Source organism: Bacillus sp. z50 (assembly GCF_058313585.1).
Map to the genome: position 1 here is coordinate 134,144 of NZ_JBZFQL010000004.1, position 15,232 is coordinate 149,375.

The following is a 15,232-nucleotide window of genomic DNA, read 5'->3' on the forward strand; positions in this document are numbered from 1 at the left end:
CAATGCCTTTTTTATCGTTACTCCTAATGATTAGTATCCCTATCTAATGTGACCTTTTCTCTCAGAATAACCTTGAATCTTTCTGGTTCATCTAATCGAATCGCAACTTGTTCATATTCTTTCTTTATGCCCAATATGAGAGTGGCTTGTATGGGGTGTTTTAATTTTAAAATAACATCTGGATAAACTTCTTCTAGATCACGGGAAATGAATTCAATCGTCTTTTCAGTAACTTTTTGCTTAAGTAGTTCTTGTTCATCAATTATGGATTCAATATCTGTCCACTTTATTTCCATACGTTTCATTAATCCAAGAGATATATACATATGGTCCTCCGTAATCTTTAAGGGATTCAAACGGACAGCCTGTATATCTGCCACAAATAGAATGACCGAGTATAAATTTAGAAGGAGTAAGATCATGGACAATAGAAAATATTTTTCATGCAACCACCAATGAATTGCTGCTGTTTCAAAAACAATCGCGTGAATCAACATCACTTGGAAAGCAATATAGCTTGATTTTTGATGCAAGGTATATTGCTTTTCACTCAGCTTCATCTTTTTGTTCCAGCTTGCAAAAGCATAATAAAAAACCAGCATTTCTGAACAAATCATTTGAATAATAACAGGCGTTTTTTTCATTTTTTGCTCAACGGCATTCGAGAATGAAAAAACCACCGGTAGTGGACTATTTTTAACAGCACGGATAATGTACGGCATATATTTGAACAATGAGACGATGAGCAGCACTTCAAAACATACTAATAAACCTTCAATCAGAAAGCCGACCCAAGTGATTGATTCAAATGGCGCCAAATATTCCATTGGAATTAGGAAGCGGACTAAAACGAGACCGCTGGCCGCCAATAAAATCATATTTTTCCATCCCCAGCTTCTCTTCCATGCCATAAATAAAACCGGCAAAACCAATGCCAAATCAATTATGGAGCCTACCACTGCACCATTTGGATTGTATTGTAAAATTTCAACTCCAAACGCTGTACGATATAAACAAACATTAGAGATTAGAACAAGCAGAAACAACATAATCAATAAAAACTCTCGATATAAGGATTTTTTCAAAATCACCGTTTTCACACCTTCCTCCGAAACAATTCCACTTTTTCCTAACTGTCTATATGTATAAAAAAATAGAAATATCATCACTTCGCCTACAACAATCTTATTCGACAAATTTCATTTTTCCCCTGCACAATTCTATTTCAAAGCAAGAAAAAGACGGCAATCATTAGCTTGCCGTCTCTTCAGCCCATATTTGATTTATTTTAGATCATCTACTCTCCACAATCCAACCTATCCAATTCTTCATAAAGATCTTCACGTACCTCTTCTGCTTCTTTCTTTTTTACATATAGTAGTTGAAGTGCTTCTACCGCTGTCTCCTTCTCCATATCACGAATGATTTCTGATAAGCGATGTTCCACTTTATCAATTTTTTTCTCCAGTGATTCGTAAGTCTCATTCGAAATTACATGGTGTACAAGCTTCACATTACTCTGACTCTGAGTCACCAATTGACTTGCTTGCTTTACTTGTAACATATCTGCAAGCATATGCTCTCTCGCCCAAGAGTAATTTCCTAAATAAACCTGTAATATTCGATTTTGTAGCCAATATGTTTTTTGAAATAGCTTATTCAGCAAGTATCGATCATGGCTGACCACAATAATGGTCCCCGAAAATTCACTTAATGCTTCTTCCAGCACTTCTCTCGAATCAATATCCAAATGATTCGTTGGTTCATCCAGTATCAATAAATTAATATCCTGGTACATTAGCTGAGCGAGTCGTAATCTCATACGCTCACCCCCGCTTAATTTTTCTACCTTTTGAAAGACTTGAAAACCATAGAAAAGGAACCGGGCCAGAATATGACGGGCTTCCCCTTCTGTAACATGGACCTCTTGGCGGAAGGCCTCCAAAACGGTCATGTCTTTTCCTTCTTGAAATAGCTGTTGAGACAAGTATCCAATCTTCACATTGCTGCCCAGTTTGACCTCTCCAACGTCAGGTGTAAACTCATTCAGAACCAGTTTAAGAATGGTTGATTTCCCGGTGCCGTTAGCACCAACAATCGCAATTCGTTCACCGTATTGAACAAGCAGGTTCATATTCTCAAACAGTGTTTGCGTACCAAATCGCTTCGTAATTCCATGAAGCTGCAGGACATCTTTACCGCTTCGCTCAGATTGGTCGAAGTCTAGGTCCATTTTACGTCTTTCTAAAATGGGCCGTTTAATTTTCTCCATTCTCTCTAAGGCACGTTCCATATTGCGGGCACGTTTATGCAATCCTTCACTCGGTGGATTCGCCTGATTGGCCCATTCCCGCAATCGTTTTATCGCTTCCTTCATTTTTTTGATTTTCTTCTGCTGTTCCTTATATTGATTAAATTCTTCCAAAAGCCGCTTTTCTTTTGCTTGCACGAATTCAGAGTAGTTTCCTTCGTATACGAATACCTCTCCATCGTCCAAATCTAAAATCCTCTTAACTGTTCGATCCAGGAAAAATCGATCATGCGAGACAATCAGAACTGTCCCATCATAGTCTTCGAGGAATCCTTCAAGCCATTCAACTGCACCAATATCCAGGTGATTGGTTGGTTCATCCAACAATAGGAGATCTGGCTTTTGCAGAAGCAGCACTCCTAAACAAACTTTTGTTTTCTCACCTCCGCTTAAGGAAACAAAACGTTTATCGAGCATCAAATCGAGCATCAGCCCATTGGCTATCTTCATAATCGTGCTATCCATCTCATAGCCACCAAGCCGTTCAAACTGCTCCTGAACTTCTCCATACTGTTCTATACTGCGAGCCAATGAGCTATCATTGGTCTCAGTAGCCATACTATGTTCTAATTTATCCAGTCTCTCCTTCAGCTCAATCATATGGCCAAAAGCAGATTGCAAGCATTCATATACCGTGATGCCGTCAGTAAAGTCAGGGATTTGTGACAGCAAGCCTATTGCTGCACCCTTTTTAATGTGAATAGCCCCCTCATCAATTGTTTCGACGCCTGCTATCATTTTTAGAATTGTTGATTTCCCACAGCCATTCCGACCGACGAATCCAACTCGTTCTCCTTCCTTGATCTCAAACGTAATATTTTCAAATAGCTTTGTTCCGCCATAGTTTTTTTCAATTTGCTGTACACTGCATACAATCATGTGTATGAACCCCTCTCATGCTCATACCCTGTACATGAAAAAAAGCCATAGGAAAGTCGATATAAGACTTCCCCATGGCTTTTGAATTCCTATTTTATCAAGGGTATAGAGACTTATTATCGTTCTTTTTCATATGAAATTTCCTGAAAAGGGCAGACTACCCCCTTGGCGAAATTGCACATGAAAAATGGCACGGATCAATGACAAGTTTTCAAGCCATTGCAAACATACCTTCACAGAACGATTCATCTCTACACCTCCTTTAATGGAATAATTTAGTTATAATTATAAACTTTCAGTCAACTATTAACAACTGCTTTTTTCACTCTTCACAGATATCCTTCCATTCTACGAATGGTCCTTCTGTTCCACCCGATTCAAACGGATTTCTACTTGTTTGCCTACTAGCCATAAAAGGAAAATGACGATACCAACAATAATACTTTTTACTGGTTCGCGAATTAAAGACATAATGTCATGGCCAATATAACTAATAGTAAAGATCATGACCAATTTCCCTGCAAAGACAGCAAGCATATATTGTTTTGGACTAATGTCAGATAATCCGCAAACTATATTTACGATCGCGGAAGGAGTGAATGGGAAACAAAGCAAGATAAACAACGGGCCAAATCCATGATGATTGATCCAGAGCATCGCTTTTTGCACAGCCGAATGTCTATGTAAAAATGAAAGGGCTTTTTTCTTTCCATATTTTCTGGACAAATAAAACACAACCATCGCACCAGCGACAGCACCTGTCCAGGAGAGAAGAAATCCAATCCATAAGCCAAAAGCATTGGCATTAGCCGTCACAAAAACAAACAAAGGCAAAAAAGGAAGGAACGCTTCAACAAACGGGAGCAACAATCCCGGAATGGGACCTAAGTTTCTATAATCACTTATTAATTCGGCTAAATGCTCCAATGTTAGCCATTCTGTTAACCAATTAAGATCCATAGTCTCTCCTCACAAACAAATAACAAATTCAGTCCATACTATATAAATATCCCCATATACATTAGATTGAAACAATCCTTACCCCTATTATATCAGATTGCTGTAAGGAGAGAATTAGTTAGAAAATAAACTTGTCAAAAATGTGAAAAGCGATTATTCTATATAAGAACATACGTTCGTTTTTTTACAGACATTGAAAGGACGCGATTTACATGACCCGCATCCCTACAGAAGAGCGCAATATAATGGAAAAAGCGATCTATCTACCCATGGTCCTCACCGTACTTGCCCGAGACCTTCAAGTGGTAAAAGCATCGCCCCTTAAATTAAAACAACCATACATATTATTAATTGATGAAACCATGAAACAGGTCCAAGCAGAATTGAAGCAAGCAAGCCACTATATGAGGACACATCAACTCAAAGTGGAAGAAACAAAAAGAGACGAATCATTCACCTCCTTTTTATTTCTGTATAAAGGCTATGAGGAATACCATAATTATTTCAATCCCCGTATTCGAAATAAAGTACAGGAATTACTGGAGTATTATTTTTTGAAGCAGTGGACTGACCAACTGAAAAATTAACAGCAATAAGTTTCATCGACCTTCCTTATAACTATTTGATGAATGCATTAAACCATGCTTTGCTTGGAAATCCGAATTCCTATCATTAACTTGCATGGCGTTATATAAATAATGTGTCTTTCGCTCCGTCTCTGCTAAGGTTTGAAGCAGCTTCGACTTCAGCATTGCAGTTCTGAGCATCTGGTTTTCAATGATACTATATGAAACTGGAACAACGATAGATTGCTTATTATGAAAATTAATTTGGGTTTTAGTCGCGTCAATCTTAACTCTGGATACAATGTGTTCATAAGAAAGCCAAATACATGATTCTTTTGCAGGAGATGTAGTAGGAAAAAAGAATAATCGATTAGCCGGTTCTAACGATATCGGCACTTTATGCGAGATACCGAGGAGCTTTTTCGTCGACTGGCACCTCCCAGGATAATCAGCCCCAAAATAATCACAGCTGGATTTTACTACTTCCGATGGCCTAAAAGGTACTAAAATTTCTTCATCAAATTCAATCACTTTAGAATACGTTTTCGATCCGTATTCTACTGGAACAACAGCAAATGTAAATGGACTTATTTCGTAATCCTCTCTCCTGGTAATCACGTTCTTTTCCATAGCTTCCTCCTTATAAATCCTGCAATTAAACTACAATTTCAATATAACATAATATTTTAAAATAATTGGTTTATTCACCAAAATTTCAATTTTAACCCAGAACCCCCATGATTGTTACGGTTAATTCATTTTATATTCTGGGTATATGATAAATAACTATTTCAAACTACCAAAGTAAATTTTCTGAATAATTTAAATATTTAGTTGATTTTTCTTTTCATCTGACTTATAATAAAAAAAAGCAACGGGGGGATATCCATGAATCACGAAAAAGCAAATACAGATATCGTAAAAGCTGTTGATGTGACTGTTGACCAGGGGACCATGGAAGATCTACTGATGGATATGATGATTTACGAAGCTCAACTAACCCATGCACATAGGAAACTGAAAGAAGAAATCGATCATGCCTTGGACAATAAGGACAAAGAAGCATTTATGAAACTTTCCGCCGAGCTAATTGAATTGGAGAAAAACTTTGGGAATTAATTCAAACAACTTGTAACGAATAAATTCGGTGTATAAACAAAATCACAGAGCGAGGATCATTTAATCCCGCCCTGTGATTTTCTTGTTTTCACTCTTTAATCACGGTATTTCCCTAAATAAAATGAAAACGTTGACAGTATTTAATCAAATACTTTGAAAATGTTAGGGTCGAATCCAAACGTTCCTTGTTTGAACTATATAAAGTCTCCTTATCAGTTGTGCGAGCAAGAACAGCTTCATTAATAATCTGATGATACTCTTTTGGCATATGGCTTAAACCATATCTCCCTGCCCCTGTCTTGGAAATGATATCGTCTTCCGCTAACGTATAGTATTGACAAAGCAGCCCAAGAACTGTCCATTCTATTTCCTCCCGTATATCGTGAGCAGGCATGTTCAGCAATTCATCGAATGAGGATTCCAACCACTGAACTCGATCGCCCCAGTATGTATTCATATTCGCGAATACATAGGATTGTAATTGTTTCGAGCGGAATTCCAGTTCAAAATCCGAGGAAGCAGGCCCAAGAACAGTAATTCCTTTTTTAGCAAAAAGTGTCCATGTCACAGGATTGAAATTAAAATAGGGGCCAAAGCTTAAATTTCCGCTATTATAATAAAAATGATTTTGATGATCATTGTTCACTTTCCCTAAGTCTCCCCAAGTAATATAGACACCGTCCATCTCTGGAGTCTTATATTTTTGAGCGATCATTCTATGAATCTTTGAGAGAATACCAGCTTCATCTTCTGTGAAATGCCGACTTGTGACAGAAATAAAATCGATATCACTTTTACCTTTTTCAAAGGCATCCAGTGCAATGGAGCCATGTAAATACAAGCCCTCCAACTCATTTGGCAGATATTCATTGAATAATCCTTCGTATTCATTCAAAATAGTTTCTACGATTTTTGGTATTTTCAACATACCTATCCCTCTATTACTATAGTTAGTATAATTCTATTGTCATAAACACACTGTTCGGGTTCTCTTTGTAATCTGCAAACGGCTTACAATATTGAAATCCAACACTCTCTAAAGCCTTTGGGCTGGTTTAAAGGCAGCCATTGATCCGGTTTCCAGACTTAGTTTCTTATAGTTACGTTCCTTCGCTATATTGATAATGTCCTCTAGCAGCTTTCTAGCTACCCCTTTTCTTAAATGATTCAGTGAAGTTTTCATCGATTTAATCTCTCCATGAGTCATATCAAGTTCTTTCAGGGCCCCACAGCCAACTAACTCCTCATTCTCCCAGACACTCCAAACCGTGATATTTGTTTTTTTCAACTCTTCCAGATTTAAAGCATGTATACTCTCAGGTGGAGAATGCTCGGCCATACTGTAAAGATGGCTACTAATTAAAGCAGCCACTTCAGTTCCTCTTAAATCATCCAATTTAATCTTCATTCAATCATCCCTCACCTTTGACGCCCCCAAAAGAATATACAAATCTTTAATTTATGTCTCCTAAATAGACGGGAACCTTATCACCTTTGTGATAGTTGATTACCTGTTTTCTCATTGCTTGAGGATAGAGTCTGTATGCTAATAAATCACTTAACGGCAGCCATTCTACTCCGATTTGTCCCTCATCAGGATTTAGTCCATTTTGAATCACTGTATTCCTTCCTTTAATCGTACATAAAAACATATATTCAATTTGATGGGTTTCCATATCAAAAGCAGCATGTTCATGATTTTGTCCGATATATTCACGAATCAGGATTAAATCACCAATTTCAACCTCCTGTCCTATTTCTTCTATACATTCTCTTATTAACGCTTGATGAAAGGTTTCTCCATGCTCCTGCCCGCCACCAGGCAATATATAATAGACACCTTCATGGTCTTCCTTTTTTATCGCGAGTAATTGATCATCCTGAATAATAATGGCTTTAGCAGAGTTTCGAATTGGCATTATCGTTCATCCTTTTATTTATATATTTTTAATGACAAAAAGAGCTGAAAATTCAGCTCATATGGTTATGATTGATTTAGAATTGAGTCAGCGTTCATATAACGTTCACTGATGATATTACGATGGTGCACTTCATGCCCGGCAATGATAACAGCCAGAGCCCGAACCGTTATATCGCAATCATTAGCTGTGCCTCGGCGCAGCCACTCTTCACTGCGGAGACTTTTTAATAATATAATCGTTGACTGACGGACGATAGAAAAGTTTTGTAGGAGCTCTTCTACTGTTTGTTTTGTAAAGGATGCTTGCTGAACATATTCTTCTTCATTAAAACCTGGCAAGTTTCTGCGTTCTCCTCGCGCGATTGCAAGAAGCCTGTATGCCATGATTCTCTCTGTATCAATCATATGCCCAAAACTTCCTTGATACTCCATTTTCCTTCGGCATAACGGAATTCCGCCTGAGTATCAGTTGTTTTTTCCAGATTGGCAATCGTCTGTTTTATTTGTTCGGATAAAATTTGGATCAAATCACCTTCCGGAACTAATTCTACATATGGTTGATAATAAGGAGCATATTCATTTTGTTTTAATTGTTTTCGCATATTCCCTCTCCTTTTATGTATTTCCTCTATTTATTCCACCTTCATTGCTTAAATTCCTTTATTGCACGATAGCAAAAACAGAGCCACTCCGTCTAACGAAGGGCTCTTCATTTTATTCATTATAACTTTTTATTTTTTATACTTCTCTGCCATTTCAATCCGTTCAAGCATGGTTGGATGACTGTTCCGGAATATTTTAATCAGTAAAGGCGGATTCACTTGGCTTAGCCCCTTTTCAGAAAGTTTCTGAAAGGAGGAAATAGCTGCTTCAGGATTATCGGTCATGTTTAATGCATAGGTGTCTGCTCTTGTTTCCTGCACACGGGATACATAATTTGTAACGGGACTTGCTGCGAACAACAGAATGGACGTAATCAGTAAAAAGAGCGGCAATGACCGAATATCACTCATGGATTCTAAGTGATACAATTCCCCTCTGTTCCGTATGGCTCTTTTCATCCATTTATCTGTCAGCCATAAACCAACCAACATGAGAACCAAATACCCGGCAATACCGAGGTATATATGTTTTTCCACATAATGAGCCATTTCATGAGCCATGATAAATAAAATCTCATCATCCTCTAGGCTGTTCAATGTGGTGTCCCAGAGTACAATTCTGGAATTTGAGCCAACCCCTGTTACATAAGCATTTAAAGAATTGGTTTTCTCTGACATATTTACTTCATACACATGCTCAGCCGGAATATTGGCTTTTGCTGCCAAATCAAGGATTTGTTCTTCCAATACTTTATCTTTCAGTGGGTAAAAATCATTGTAAAGCGGATCGATGACAACCGGCTGAATAAACATGACGAATATCGTGAATGGAATGCATAAAAGCCAGCTATACAGCCACCAGCGAGCGGGACTTTTCCGAATGAGCCAATACAAGACAAGAACAACAATTAATGTCATTCCTAGATCCACCCAAAACTCAATAAAATTATCCTTCATCCAGGAGGAGAAAACCTGAGAGGATATGCCATAGGCAAGCGATATTTTATATCGAATGTATGAAAGCGGCAGGAAGACAATAAATAAAAGGAGTGAAAGCCAAAAGACATAGGCGCTAATTTGAACGGAATGTCTTTTCCAGGATTGCTTCCCCCATTTCTCTAGCCCTTTGGACAATCCAGATATCAGAACAATCGCATAGAATAGCCACTCAAGCGGTGTACTGATAAAAAAGAAAAAGTTTCGTATTTTAGAATACGTTTCACTCTTTTCTAACAATTCCTTATTCATAAACATAGAGGGATCTGCATTGGTTCCCCTCATCGATTCAGGAATAGCTGTATTGGCACCATGAAAAAGATAAACATATATCGCCAATGCATAAATTAGAAATAGGCCTAATATGATTAAAATCCATTTTCTCCGCAAATATACCCCTCCTCAAACATTCCATCTATATAGTTTACCGGCATTTGTACAAGTTAGAACCTTAATTCATTCTTTCTCCATACGACACAAAATAGACACTCATTTCTCACAAGTTTCCAACAACTTTACCATAACCACTATCTATATAATGGTAAAATAGGGGAGGAATAACAAACAGAGGGGAACTGTTAAACGATATGAAAAAGTTATATATAGGTTTTACTATCTTATTAATTTTAAGTATCGGTGCTGGTATATACTACTTCACTGGTTATAGGCAGTCACAAATGGAGTTTCCTAATGAAGTTACAATGGAATCCACTACCGGTACGGATTATTCATTCAAGGAAATTCCACAAAAAATACGCCTATTGGAATTTATGTATACAAACTGTCCTGATGTCTGTCCAAATACAACCTATCAAATGGTCGATATACGCGATCGGCTTGTGAAAGACGGTCTGTTTGGCGATAAAGTCGAATTCCTGACAGTCACAATTGATCCAGCTCGGGATACACTCCCGATTATGAAAGAGTACGGTGAGACCTTTAAAACAACTGCTGCAGACGGATGGTATGTATTGCGTGGAGATGCAGAGGATACAAGAAAGCTCGCAGATGCATTCCGTTTCCAATATAAAGACCCCGGTTCAGGATTCCTAATCCACACAAATGCCACTTATCTTATTAATGAAAAAAACCGTGTCATTGAAGTATTTGGAATGGGAGAAAAGGATTTTGACCGAGAAGAAGTTTACAAGAAAATTGTTAAGAATGCTGAAAAGATGTAGCTGATTCCAGAAGATTTGTATATAAAGGTGTAGGCAAAAAAGACAGCTCTTTTAATTATCAAACCAATCAACCTTCTCCATCCACTCTAAGAGTATAAGAAAAGACTGTCCATTGACAGTCTTGTTCTTATGCGGAAATACTATCCCTCGCACAATTAGAGAAACCTAAATTTCCATGAGAGAAGCTTCAGCTTTGCAGCCTGCATAATCAGCTCCAAGAAAATCTAGTAATTCCTGATTTCGGTCATGAAATTGTTCTAACCCTTTATTATGTGATTTCCACATAATCTCTGTGTTTTTTTCAAAACTCTTAAGTTCAAACGGCGGTCGATAAACGAATGCTTTCCCTTCTTGCTCCAGCTTTTCTATCAAATCCATGGTTTGATTATAATGATGTGCACGGTTCTCCATGGCTTGAACCAGTTGCGGATATTTCTTACGCAATAGTTTCACTGCCCATTTTGTCTGACTGTCGAGCTTCTTCCTGTAGCCCGGCGGCCTGGTCAAGATGATGACATGCTTTTCATAGCCATCTGCTATCGCCTTTTGGATTGGTACCGAATCAGCTAATCCTCCATCATAATAAGGAACATTATTTATTTTAATTTCAGGAAACAGGACTGGAATAGCACATGTGGCCCGCAAAATTGTAGCCCCTTTGTCCATTGTTTTACCATCCATGTATTCTACCTGTCCGGTATAGGCATTTGTCACGCCAAACAAAACTTGACCTTGATAGTTTTGATATGTCTCCCAATCAAAGAAATCCAACTGATTAGGAACCGTATCATAGGCAAACGTCAGCCCAAACAGACTTCGCTCCGTTAGAAAATTGCGCACTCCGACATAGCGCTTATCATTCCGGTAAGTAGATATAAAGCGAATCGTCCTGTTTTTTTGCTCAGAAATATAGGAACAAGCACTAATAGCACCCGCAGAGATTCCCAATATGTAAGGAAACATCATCTCTTTCTCTAAAAAACCGTCTAAGACACCCGCTGTATATACCATGCGGAATGTTCCGCCCTCTAAGATCAAGCTCGTATTTTTTATATTGATAGGAATCATCAAAAAGTCTCCTTTATTCATGCTCATTATAGATGTTTATAGATGTTGTTTAAGCCATAAGCCTCTCTTCATCCACAATCAATTGTAACGTATCAAAACTTCTATAACGCTGGTTAATCTATACTATTTTTCCTAGTAAAAAGGAGCTGTCCCGAAAGCCAGGGAAGTATGGCTAATAAGAGGACAGCTCTTACAATCTATTTAAATGGTAGGATAGTAATAAACTTATTCTTCCACTACAATCCGGTCACATAACACCATAATACAAGGACGTTGTTGATATATCTATTGATACCACTAAATAAGTTGAACAACTAATCCTCAACAAGGAAGTTATGCTATGACCCTTTACATTTATTATAAGGCAAATAATATATATTTTTCTAACTGTAATGACTGCCAAAGTGGTGACTGAAAAAAATACTATTTCAATCTTAGTAAATACAAAATTATAAATCAGGAAGTACATCCCCATTTTTATTTTAGTATTTCCATATTATCCAAAACAATATATAATGTTATAAATCCATAATAAGGAAAAAGCGATGAAGAGAAGAGTAAGCGCGCTTAAGCATAACAGAGAACTCCAGTAGCTGAGAATGGAGGATGTAATAGCCCGCCGAACCAAGTCTCGGAGCTTCGTATAGGATATTTCATCTGATATTGATTATGCGTCGGTTTCTCCCGTTAAAGAGATAGAGTATAACCAGGCCTTGTCCTGCGTACTCGAAAAGATTTCTGTGGCGACACAGGAATAAACTGGGGTGGCACCGCGAACTACTAAATTCCAAAAGTCTCGTCCCCAAGGTTGTTAACCTTGGAGGTGAGACTTTTTTATTGGCCTAAAAATCAATGTCTGGGAGTGGATTAAATGAAGTGGAAATACCCCCTTTTACTCTTACTTGGAATTGGAGTATCGAATGTTGGTGCATGGATTTATTTGATTGCATTAAATTTAATTATTTTGGATAAGACAGAATCACCCTTAGCCGTTTCTATCCTATATATCCTATTGCCTATTGCATCCTTATGTACAAATTTCTGGTCTGGGACTTTAATTGATCGGTTCAATAAAAGAAAGCTCATGATTTATCTAGATATTATAAGAGCCATTTTTATTTTTATCTTACCATTTTTAGATTCACTTCCATTTATTTACTTCATTGTATTTATCATCAATATTGCCAGGTCTATTTTTGAACCAACCTCAATGGTCTACATGACAAAATTAATTCCAAAAACAAATCGACAACGATTTAATGCCATGCGAAATTTTATTAATTCCTGTGGTTTTATACTAGGGCCTTCCATAGCGGGCTTCCTTTTTATCATTGGTTCTCCTAATTTAGCAATCCAAATAAATTCTTTCGCTTTGTTCTTTTCAGTAATCATTATTTTGTTTCTTCCAAATGTAGAATTTGGGAGTGAAGATCGTATATATGAAAAAATTAAACCTTCATTAATGGTGAATGATTGGAGAATCATCCTTCAATTCAATAAAACAAATAAACATATAACATTAATATATATTCTGTTTAGCGGAATTTCTGTATGTATGTCTGCCTTAGATTCATTAGAGGCTGCATTTGCAACCAAAGTTCTCTTTTTATCCGAAAGTACCTATGGATTTCTTGTTAGTATTGCCGGTGCAGGAATCATTGGGGGTTCACTAGTAAATACAATCTTTGCGAATCAATTGAAAATAAATGTACTAATGGGACTTGGAGCGTTCTTCACTCCGATTGGTTATCTAATCTTTGCCTTTTCAAACGATTTTATATGGGCTTCAATAGGATTTTTCGTTTTAACATTTTCTTTATCATTTGCAAATACAGGCTTTTTAACCTTCTACCAAAACAATGTGCCTGTAGATATTATGGGCAGATTCTCCAGTGTCTTAGGGATGCTAGAGGCAGTTTTAATCATCATATATACAGCCTTAATTGGATTATCTGCCGAACTATTTGATATTCGCCCTGTTTATATCATGGGTTCCTTTATTTTTTTCCTGTTGGGGCTGGTCATTAATTTTGTTATATCTGATCATTCGAAAAGAAGTTATTATATTCAAGTATAAAAAACAATAATAATACAGGTACTTTCTAGAAAAGAGAAAGTACCTGTTTTTTGTATTATTTAATAATCTATCATAATCCTTCAATTCGATCCAACCATTCATTTATTAGAACGTTAAAAATTTCGGGCTGTTCAATTTGTAAATTATGGCCTGCTTTATCCAAAATAGCGAAAGTTGCTCTAGGATACTTTTTAATTAATTCGAGTGCGTCCTGATAGCCAACAGACGAATCTTGTCTGCTCAGCAGGAAAACGCTTGGCTTAATAAAATTTGTTTGGTCAATCTCGAAGGAAAATCCATATTGGTCTATGTACGCCATCAAAAATTTTTCATCACCTAGTTTACTGCCGCTTACAATCTCTCGTTTATACCTCAACCATGTGTATTCATCAAGTATGACATTATTTTTGCTGAAATTCTCTACATCTTCCGTTGTTAATGTGGCTAAAAATTCTTCATCCGTCTTAAATATTTGATGTTTCTCCACTCTTCTGTTTTCTAAATAGGGGAAGATAACCGGACAGATAAAAGCAGCACCTAATAAACTATCATATTGATTTTGAATAACTCCTCTTGCTATATATCCCCCATAGGACTCACCTGCAATGATATATTCTTGGTCAGGCAGGATGGCTTGAATAAAATCTTGAACGGTATTCAGCATATCATCAGCATTTGTAATGTCATCATAGTTTTTCGTCAAACCCATGCCAGGAAGGTCAAAATAAATACGGCGATACCCATTTCTATCAGTAAATATGGGTTCCATACACCCTTTCATTAATCGATGATCGAGGGAATACCCGTGTAACATTAAAATGGGTTTACCTTCACCTATGTCTTCATAATATATTTCTGCCTGGCAGACTTTGCAATATGGCATCCTATTAACCTCATTTCTAAGCAGTAAATCCTACATTCAATATTCTCTATAATTCGTTCCATGGCCTTCTTGCCCAGTTTATAGAATTAGAAAAAAAGAGCTGGTCACATCATATGAAGCGGACTGCTCGGAGTATCACTCTCACCTATACATATCAATCAGTAAGACTAAAGCCCATAATATGATCCGTATAAAGTGCATAGGATTCTAATTCAATGATGTTATCAGGTGCTGAAAATGGAATTATTTTTACATTTCTAAGCAATATCATTCCAGATAAATTGGTAGTATTGCCTTCATTAATAATGCTGTGTATATCATCTTCTGCTTCAAGGATTGATTGTTCCAATAAAGACATCTCACCCATAATAGGTTCTTTTGTATTGATTTTGTCGGCAATGATTAAACAATGAGAAGTCGTTATTTGGATTTTTTTATTTTCTTCTTTATGTAGCTCATCTAAGGTTGCTTGAGTTAATAATAAAGTTATTTTTTTCATATCATGTACCGTATTCAACTCATGACCTGTGACAGTGAAACGCATCATATTTCCCCCTTTATCACGAGCATACTCTTCCAAAAAGTCACTCTAAACAAGTAAATTCTCTATTAGGTTTAAGAAATCCTTCTTCAGCTAACTGTTTCTCCACCACATAAGAGGTTCAACAG

The 15,232-nt window shown here is 37.0% G+C and carries 15 protein-coding genes, 2 pseudogenes and 1 other annotated feature; of the genes and pseudogenes, 4 read left to right on the plus strand and 13 right to left on the minus strand.

The window, feature by feature from the left end:
- Positions 1–23: 23 nt before the first annotated feature.
- The 4 genes from AC4G3N_RS13245 to AC4G3N_RS13260 form a co-directional block, all read right to left on the minus strand.
- Positions 24–1,196, minus strand: coding sequence for a beta-carotene 15,15'-monooxygenase (locus AC4G3N_RS13245; RefSeq protein ID WP_491090326.1), 1,173 nt, complete (start codon positions 1,194–1,196; stop codon positions 24–26).
- A gap of 101 nt (positions 1,197–1,297) precedes the next feature.
- Entirely contained in the window at positions 1,298–3,190 is a 1,893-nt protein-coding gene (gene abc-f, locus AC4G3N_RS13250) for a ribosomal protection-like ABC-F family protein (RefSeq protein ID WP_066101673.1), read from the minus strand.
- Positions 3,191–3,319: 129 nt separating this feature from the next.
- Positions 3,320–3,439 (minus strand): RAxF-45 family protein, encoded by a 120-nt coding sequence (locus tag AC4G3N_RS13255; RefSeq protein WP_368072416.1) that lies wholly within the window; start codon positions 3,437–3,439, stop codon positions 3,320–3,322.
- A 99-nt stretch (positions 3,440–3,538) separates the two neighbouring features.
- Complete coding sequence (locus AC4G3N_RS13260; protein ID WP_066101678.1) at positions 3,539–4,150, minus strand: TVP38/TMEM64 family protein; 612 nt, start codon at positions 4,148–4,150, stop codon at positions 3,539–3,541.
- A gap of 212 nt (positions 4,151–4,362) precedes the next feature.
- On the opposite strand from AC4G3N_RS13260, the gene AC4G3N_RS13265 reads away from it, so the two are divergent.
- On the plus strand, positions 4,363–4,737 hold the full coding sequence (locus AC4G3N_RS13265; protein WP_066101681.1) for a YhjD family protein: 375 nt from the start codon (positions 4,363–4,365) through the stop codon (positions 4,735–4,737).
- A gap of 12 nt (positions 4,738–4,749) precedes the next feature.
- Here the strand turns inward: AC4G3N_RS13265 and AC4G3N_RS13270 are convergent, their stop codons facing one another.
- Positions 4,750–5,346 carry a competence protein ComK gene (locus tag AC4G3N_RS13270; protein WP_066101684.1) on the minus strand — a complete coding sequence of 199 codons (597 nt, stop codon included), beginning with the start codon at positions 5,344–5,346 and terminating at the stop codon, positions 4,750–4,752.
- Between the two features lie 258 nt (positions 5,347–5,604).
- Here AC4G3N_RS13270 and AC4G3N_RS13275 point away from each other — a divergent pair, with 258 nt between their 5' ends.
- Positions 5,605–5,835 carry an IDEAL domain-containing protein gene (locus tag AC4G3N_RS13275; protein ID WP_066101689.1) on the plus strand — a complete coding sequence of 77 codons (231 nt, stop codon included), beginning with the start codon at positions 5,605–5,607 and terminating at the stop codon, positions 5,833–5,835.
- 112 nt (positions 5,836–5,947) lie between these two features.
- Here AC4G3N_RS13275 and AC4G3N_RS13280 read toward each other — a convergent pair whose 3' ends face one another.
- The 5 genes and pseudogenes from AC4G3N_RS13280 to AC4G3N_RS13300 form a co-directional block, all read right to left on the minus strand.
- A complete protein-coding gene (locus AC4G3N_RS13280) occupies positions 5,948–6,763 on the minus strand; it encodes an aminoglycoside adenylyltransferase domain-containing protein (protein WP_491090327.1) in 816 nt (271 codons plus the stop codon).
- A gap of 22 nt (positions 6,764–6,785) precedes the next feature.
- Positions 6,786–7,243: pseudogene (locus AC4G3N_RS13285) on the minus strand (GNAT family N-acetyltransferase).
- Between the two features lie 46 nt (positions 7,244–7,289).
- Positions 7,290–7,754, minus strand: a complete 465-nt coding sequence (locus AC4G3N_RS13290; protein ID WP_491090328.1) for an NUDIX domain-containing protein — start codon at positions 7,752–7,754, stop codon at positions 7,290–7,292.
- A 65-nt stretch (positions 7,755–7,819) separates the two neighbouring features.
- Positions 7,820–8,358, minus strand: a pseudogene (locus tag AC4G3N_RS13295) (DinB family protein).
- A gap of 129 nt (positions 8,359–8,487) precedes the next feature.
- Positions 8,488–9,744, minus strand: a complete 1,257-nt coding sequence (locus tag AC4G3N_RS13300) for a M48 family metallopeptidase (RefSeq protein ID WP_491090329.1) — start codon at positions 9,742–9,744, stop codon at positions 8,488–8,490.
- Between the two features lie 197 nt (positions 9,745–9,941).
- Between AC4G3N_RS13300 and AC4G3N_RS13305 the strand changes: the two genes are divergently transcribed.
- Complete coding sequence (locus AC4G3N_RS13305) at positions 9,942–10,535, plus strand: SCO family protein (RefSeq protein WP_139891472.1); 594 nt, start codon at positions 9,942–9,944, stop codon at positions 10,533–10,535.
- 165 nt (positions 10,536–10,700) lie between these two features.
- Here AC4G3N_RS13305 and AC4G3N_RS13310 read toward each other — a convergent pair whose 3' ends face one another.
- Positions 10,701–11,603 (minus strand): patatin-like phospholipase family protein, encoded by a 903-nt coding sequence (locus tag AC4G3N_RS13310; protein WP_139891473.1) that lies wholly within the window; start codon positions 11,601–11,603, stop codon positions 10,701–10,703.
- Positions 11,604–12,139: 536 nt separating this feature from the next.
- Positions 12,140–12,410, plus strand: a binding site (T-box leader).
- Between the two features lie 64 nt (positions 12,411–12,474).
- On the opposite strand from AC4G3N_RS13310, the gene AC4G3N_RS13315 reads away from it, so the two are divergent.
- Positions 12,475–13,680 (plus strand): MFS transporter, encoded by a 1,206-nt coding sequence (locus AC4G3N_RS13315; RefSeq protein ID WP_491090330.1) that lies wholly within the window; start codon positions 12,475–12,477, stop codon positions 13,678–13,680.
- A 70-nt stretch (positions 13,681–13,750) separates the two neighbouring features.
- On the opposite strand, the gene AC4G3N_RS13320 is transcribed toward AC4G3N_RS13315, so the two are convergent.
- Complete coding sequence (locus tag AC4G3N_RS13320; protein ID WP_066101718.1) at positions 13,751–14,563, minus strand: alpha/beta fold hydrolase; 813 nt, start codon at positions 14,561–14,563, stop codon at positions 13,751–13,753.
- Positions 14,564–14,717: 154 nt separating this feature from the next.
- Positions 14,718–15,143, minus strand: a complete 426-nt coding sequence (locus tag AC4G3N_RS13325) for a hypothetical protein (protein ID WP_139891475.1) — start codon at positions 15,141–15,143, stop codon at positions 14,718–14,720.
- Positions 15,144–15,232: the final 89 nt, after the last annotated feature.

Excerpts from the sequence above, each read along its gene's own strand:
- AC4G3N_RS13315 (WP_491090330.1), top strand. The coding sequence starts at position 12,475 with ATGAAGTGGAAATACCCCCTTTTACTCTTACTTGGAATTGGAGTATCG.
- AC4G3N_RS13265 (WP_066101681.1), top strand. The coding sequence starts at position 4,363 with ATGACCCGCATCCCTACAGAAGAGCGCAATATAATGGAAAAAGCGATC.
- AC4G3N_RS13255 (WP_368072416.1), bottom strand. The coding sequence starts at position 3,439 with ATGAATCGTTCTGTGAAGGTATGTTTGCAATGGCTTGAAAACTTGTCA.
- AC4G3N_RS13260 (WP_066101678.1), bottom strand. The coding sequence starts at position 4,150 with ATGGATCTTAATTGGTTAACAGAATGGCTAACATTGGAGCATTTAGCC.
- AC4G3N_RS13290 (WP_491090328.1), bottom strand. The coding sequence starts at position 7,754 with ATGCCAATTCGAAACTCTGCTAAAGCCATTATTATTCAGGATGATCAA.
- AC4G3N_RS13275 (WP_066101689.1), top strand. The coding sequence starts at position 5,605 with ATGAATCACGAAAAAGCAAATACAGATATCGTAAAAGCTGTTGATGTG.
- AC4G3N_RS13320 (WP_066101718.1), bottom strand. The coding sequence starts at position 14,563 with ATGCCATATTGCAAAGTCTGCCAGGCAGAAATATATTATGAAGACATA.
- AC4G3N_RS13280 (WP_491090327.1), bottom strand. The coding sequence starts at position 6,763 with ATGTTGAAAATACCAAAAATCGTAGAAACTATTTTGAATGAATACGAA.
- AC4G3N_RS13305 (WP_139891472.1), top strand. The coding sequence starts at position 9,942 with ATGAAAAAGTTATATATAGGTTTTACTATCTTATTAATTTTAAGTATC.
- AC4G3N_RS13310 (WP_139891473.1), bottom strand. The coding sequence starts at position 11,603 with ATGATTCCTATCAATATAAAAAATACGAGCTTGATCTTAGAGGGCGGA.
- abc-f (WP_066101673.1), bottom strand. The coding sequence starts at position 3,190 with ATGATTGTATGCAGTGTACAGCAAATTGAAAAAAACTATGGCGGAACA.
- AC4G3N_RS13270 (WP_066101684.1), bottom strand. The coding sequence starts at position 5,346 with ATGGAAAAGAACGTGATTACCAGGAGAGAGGATTACGAAATAAGTCCA.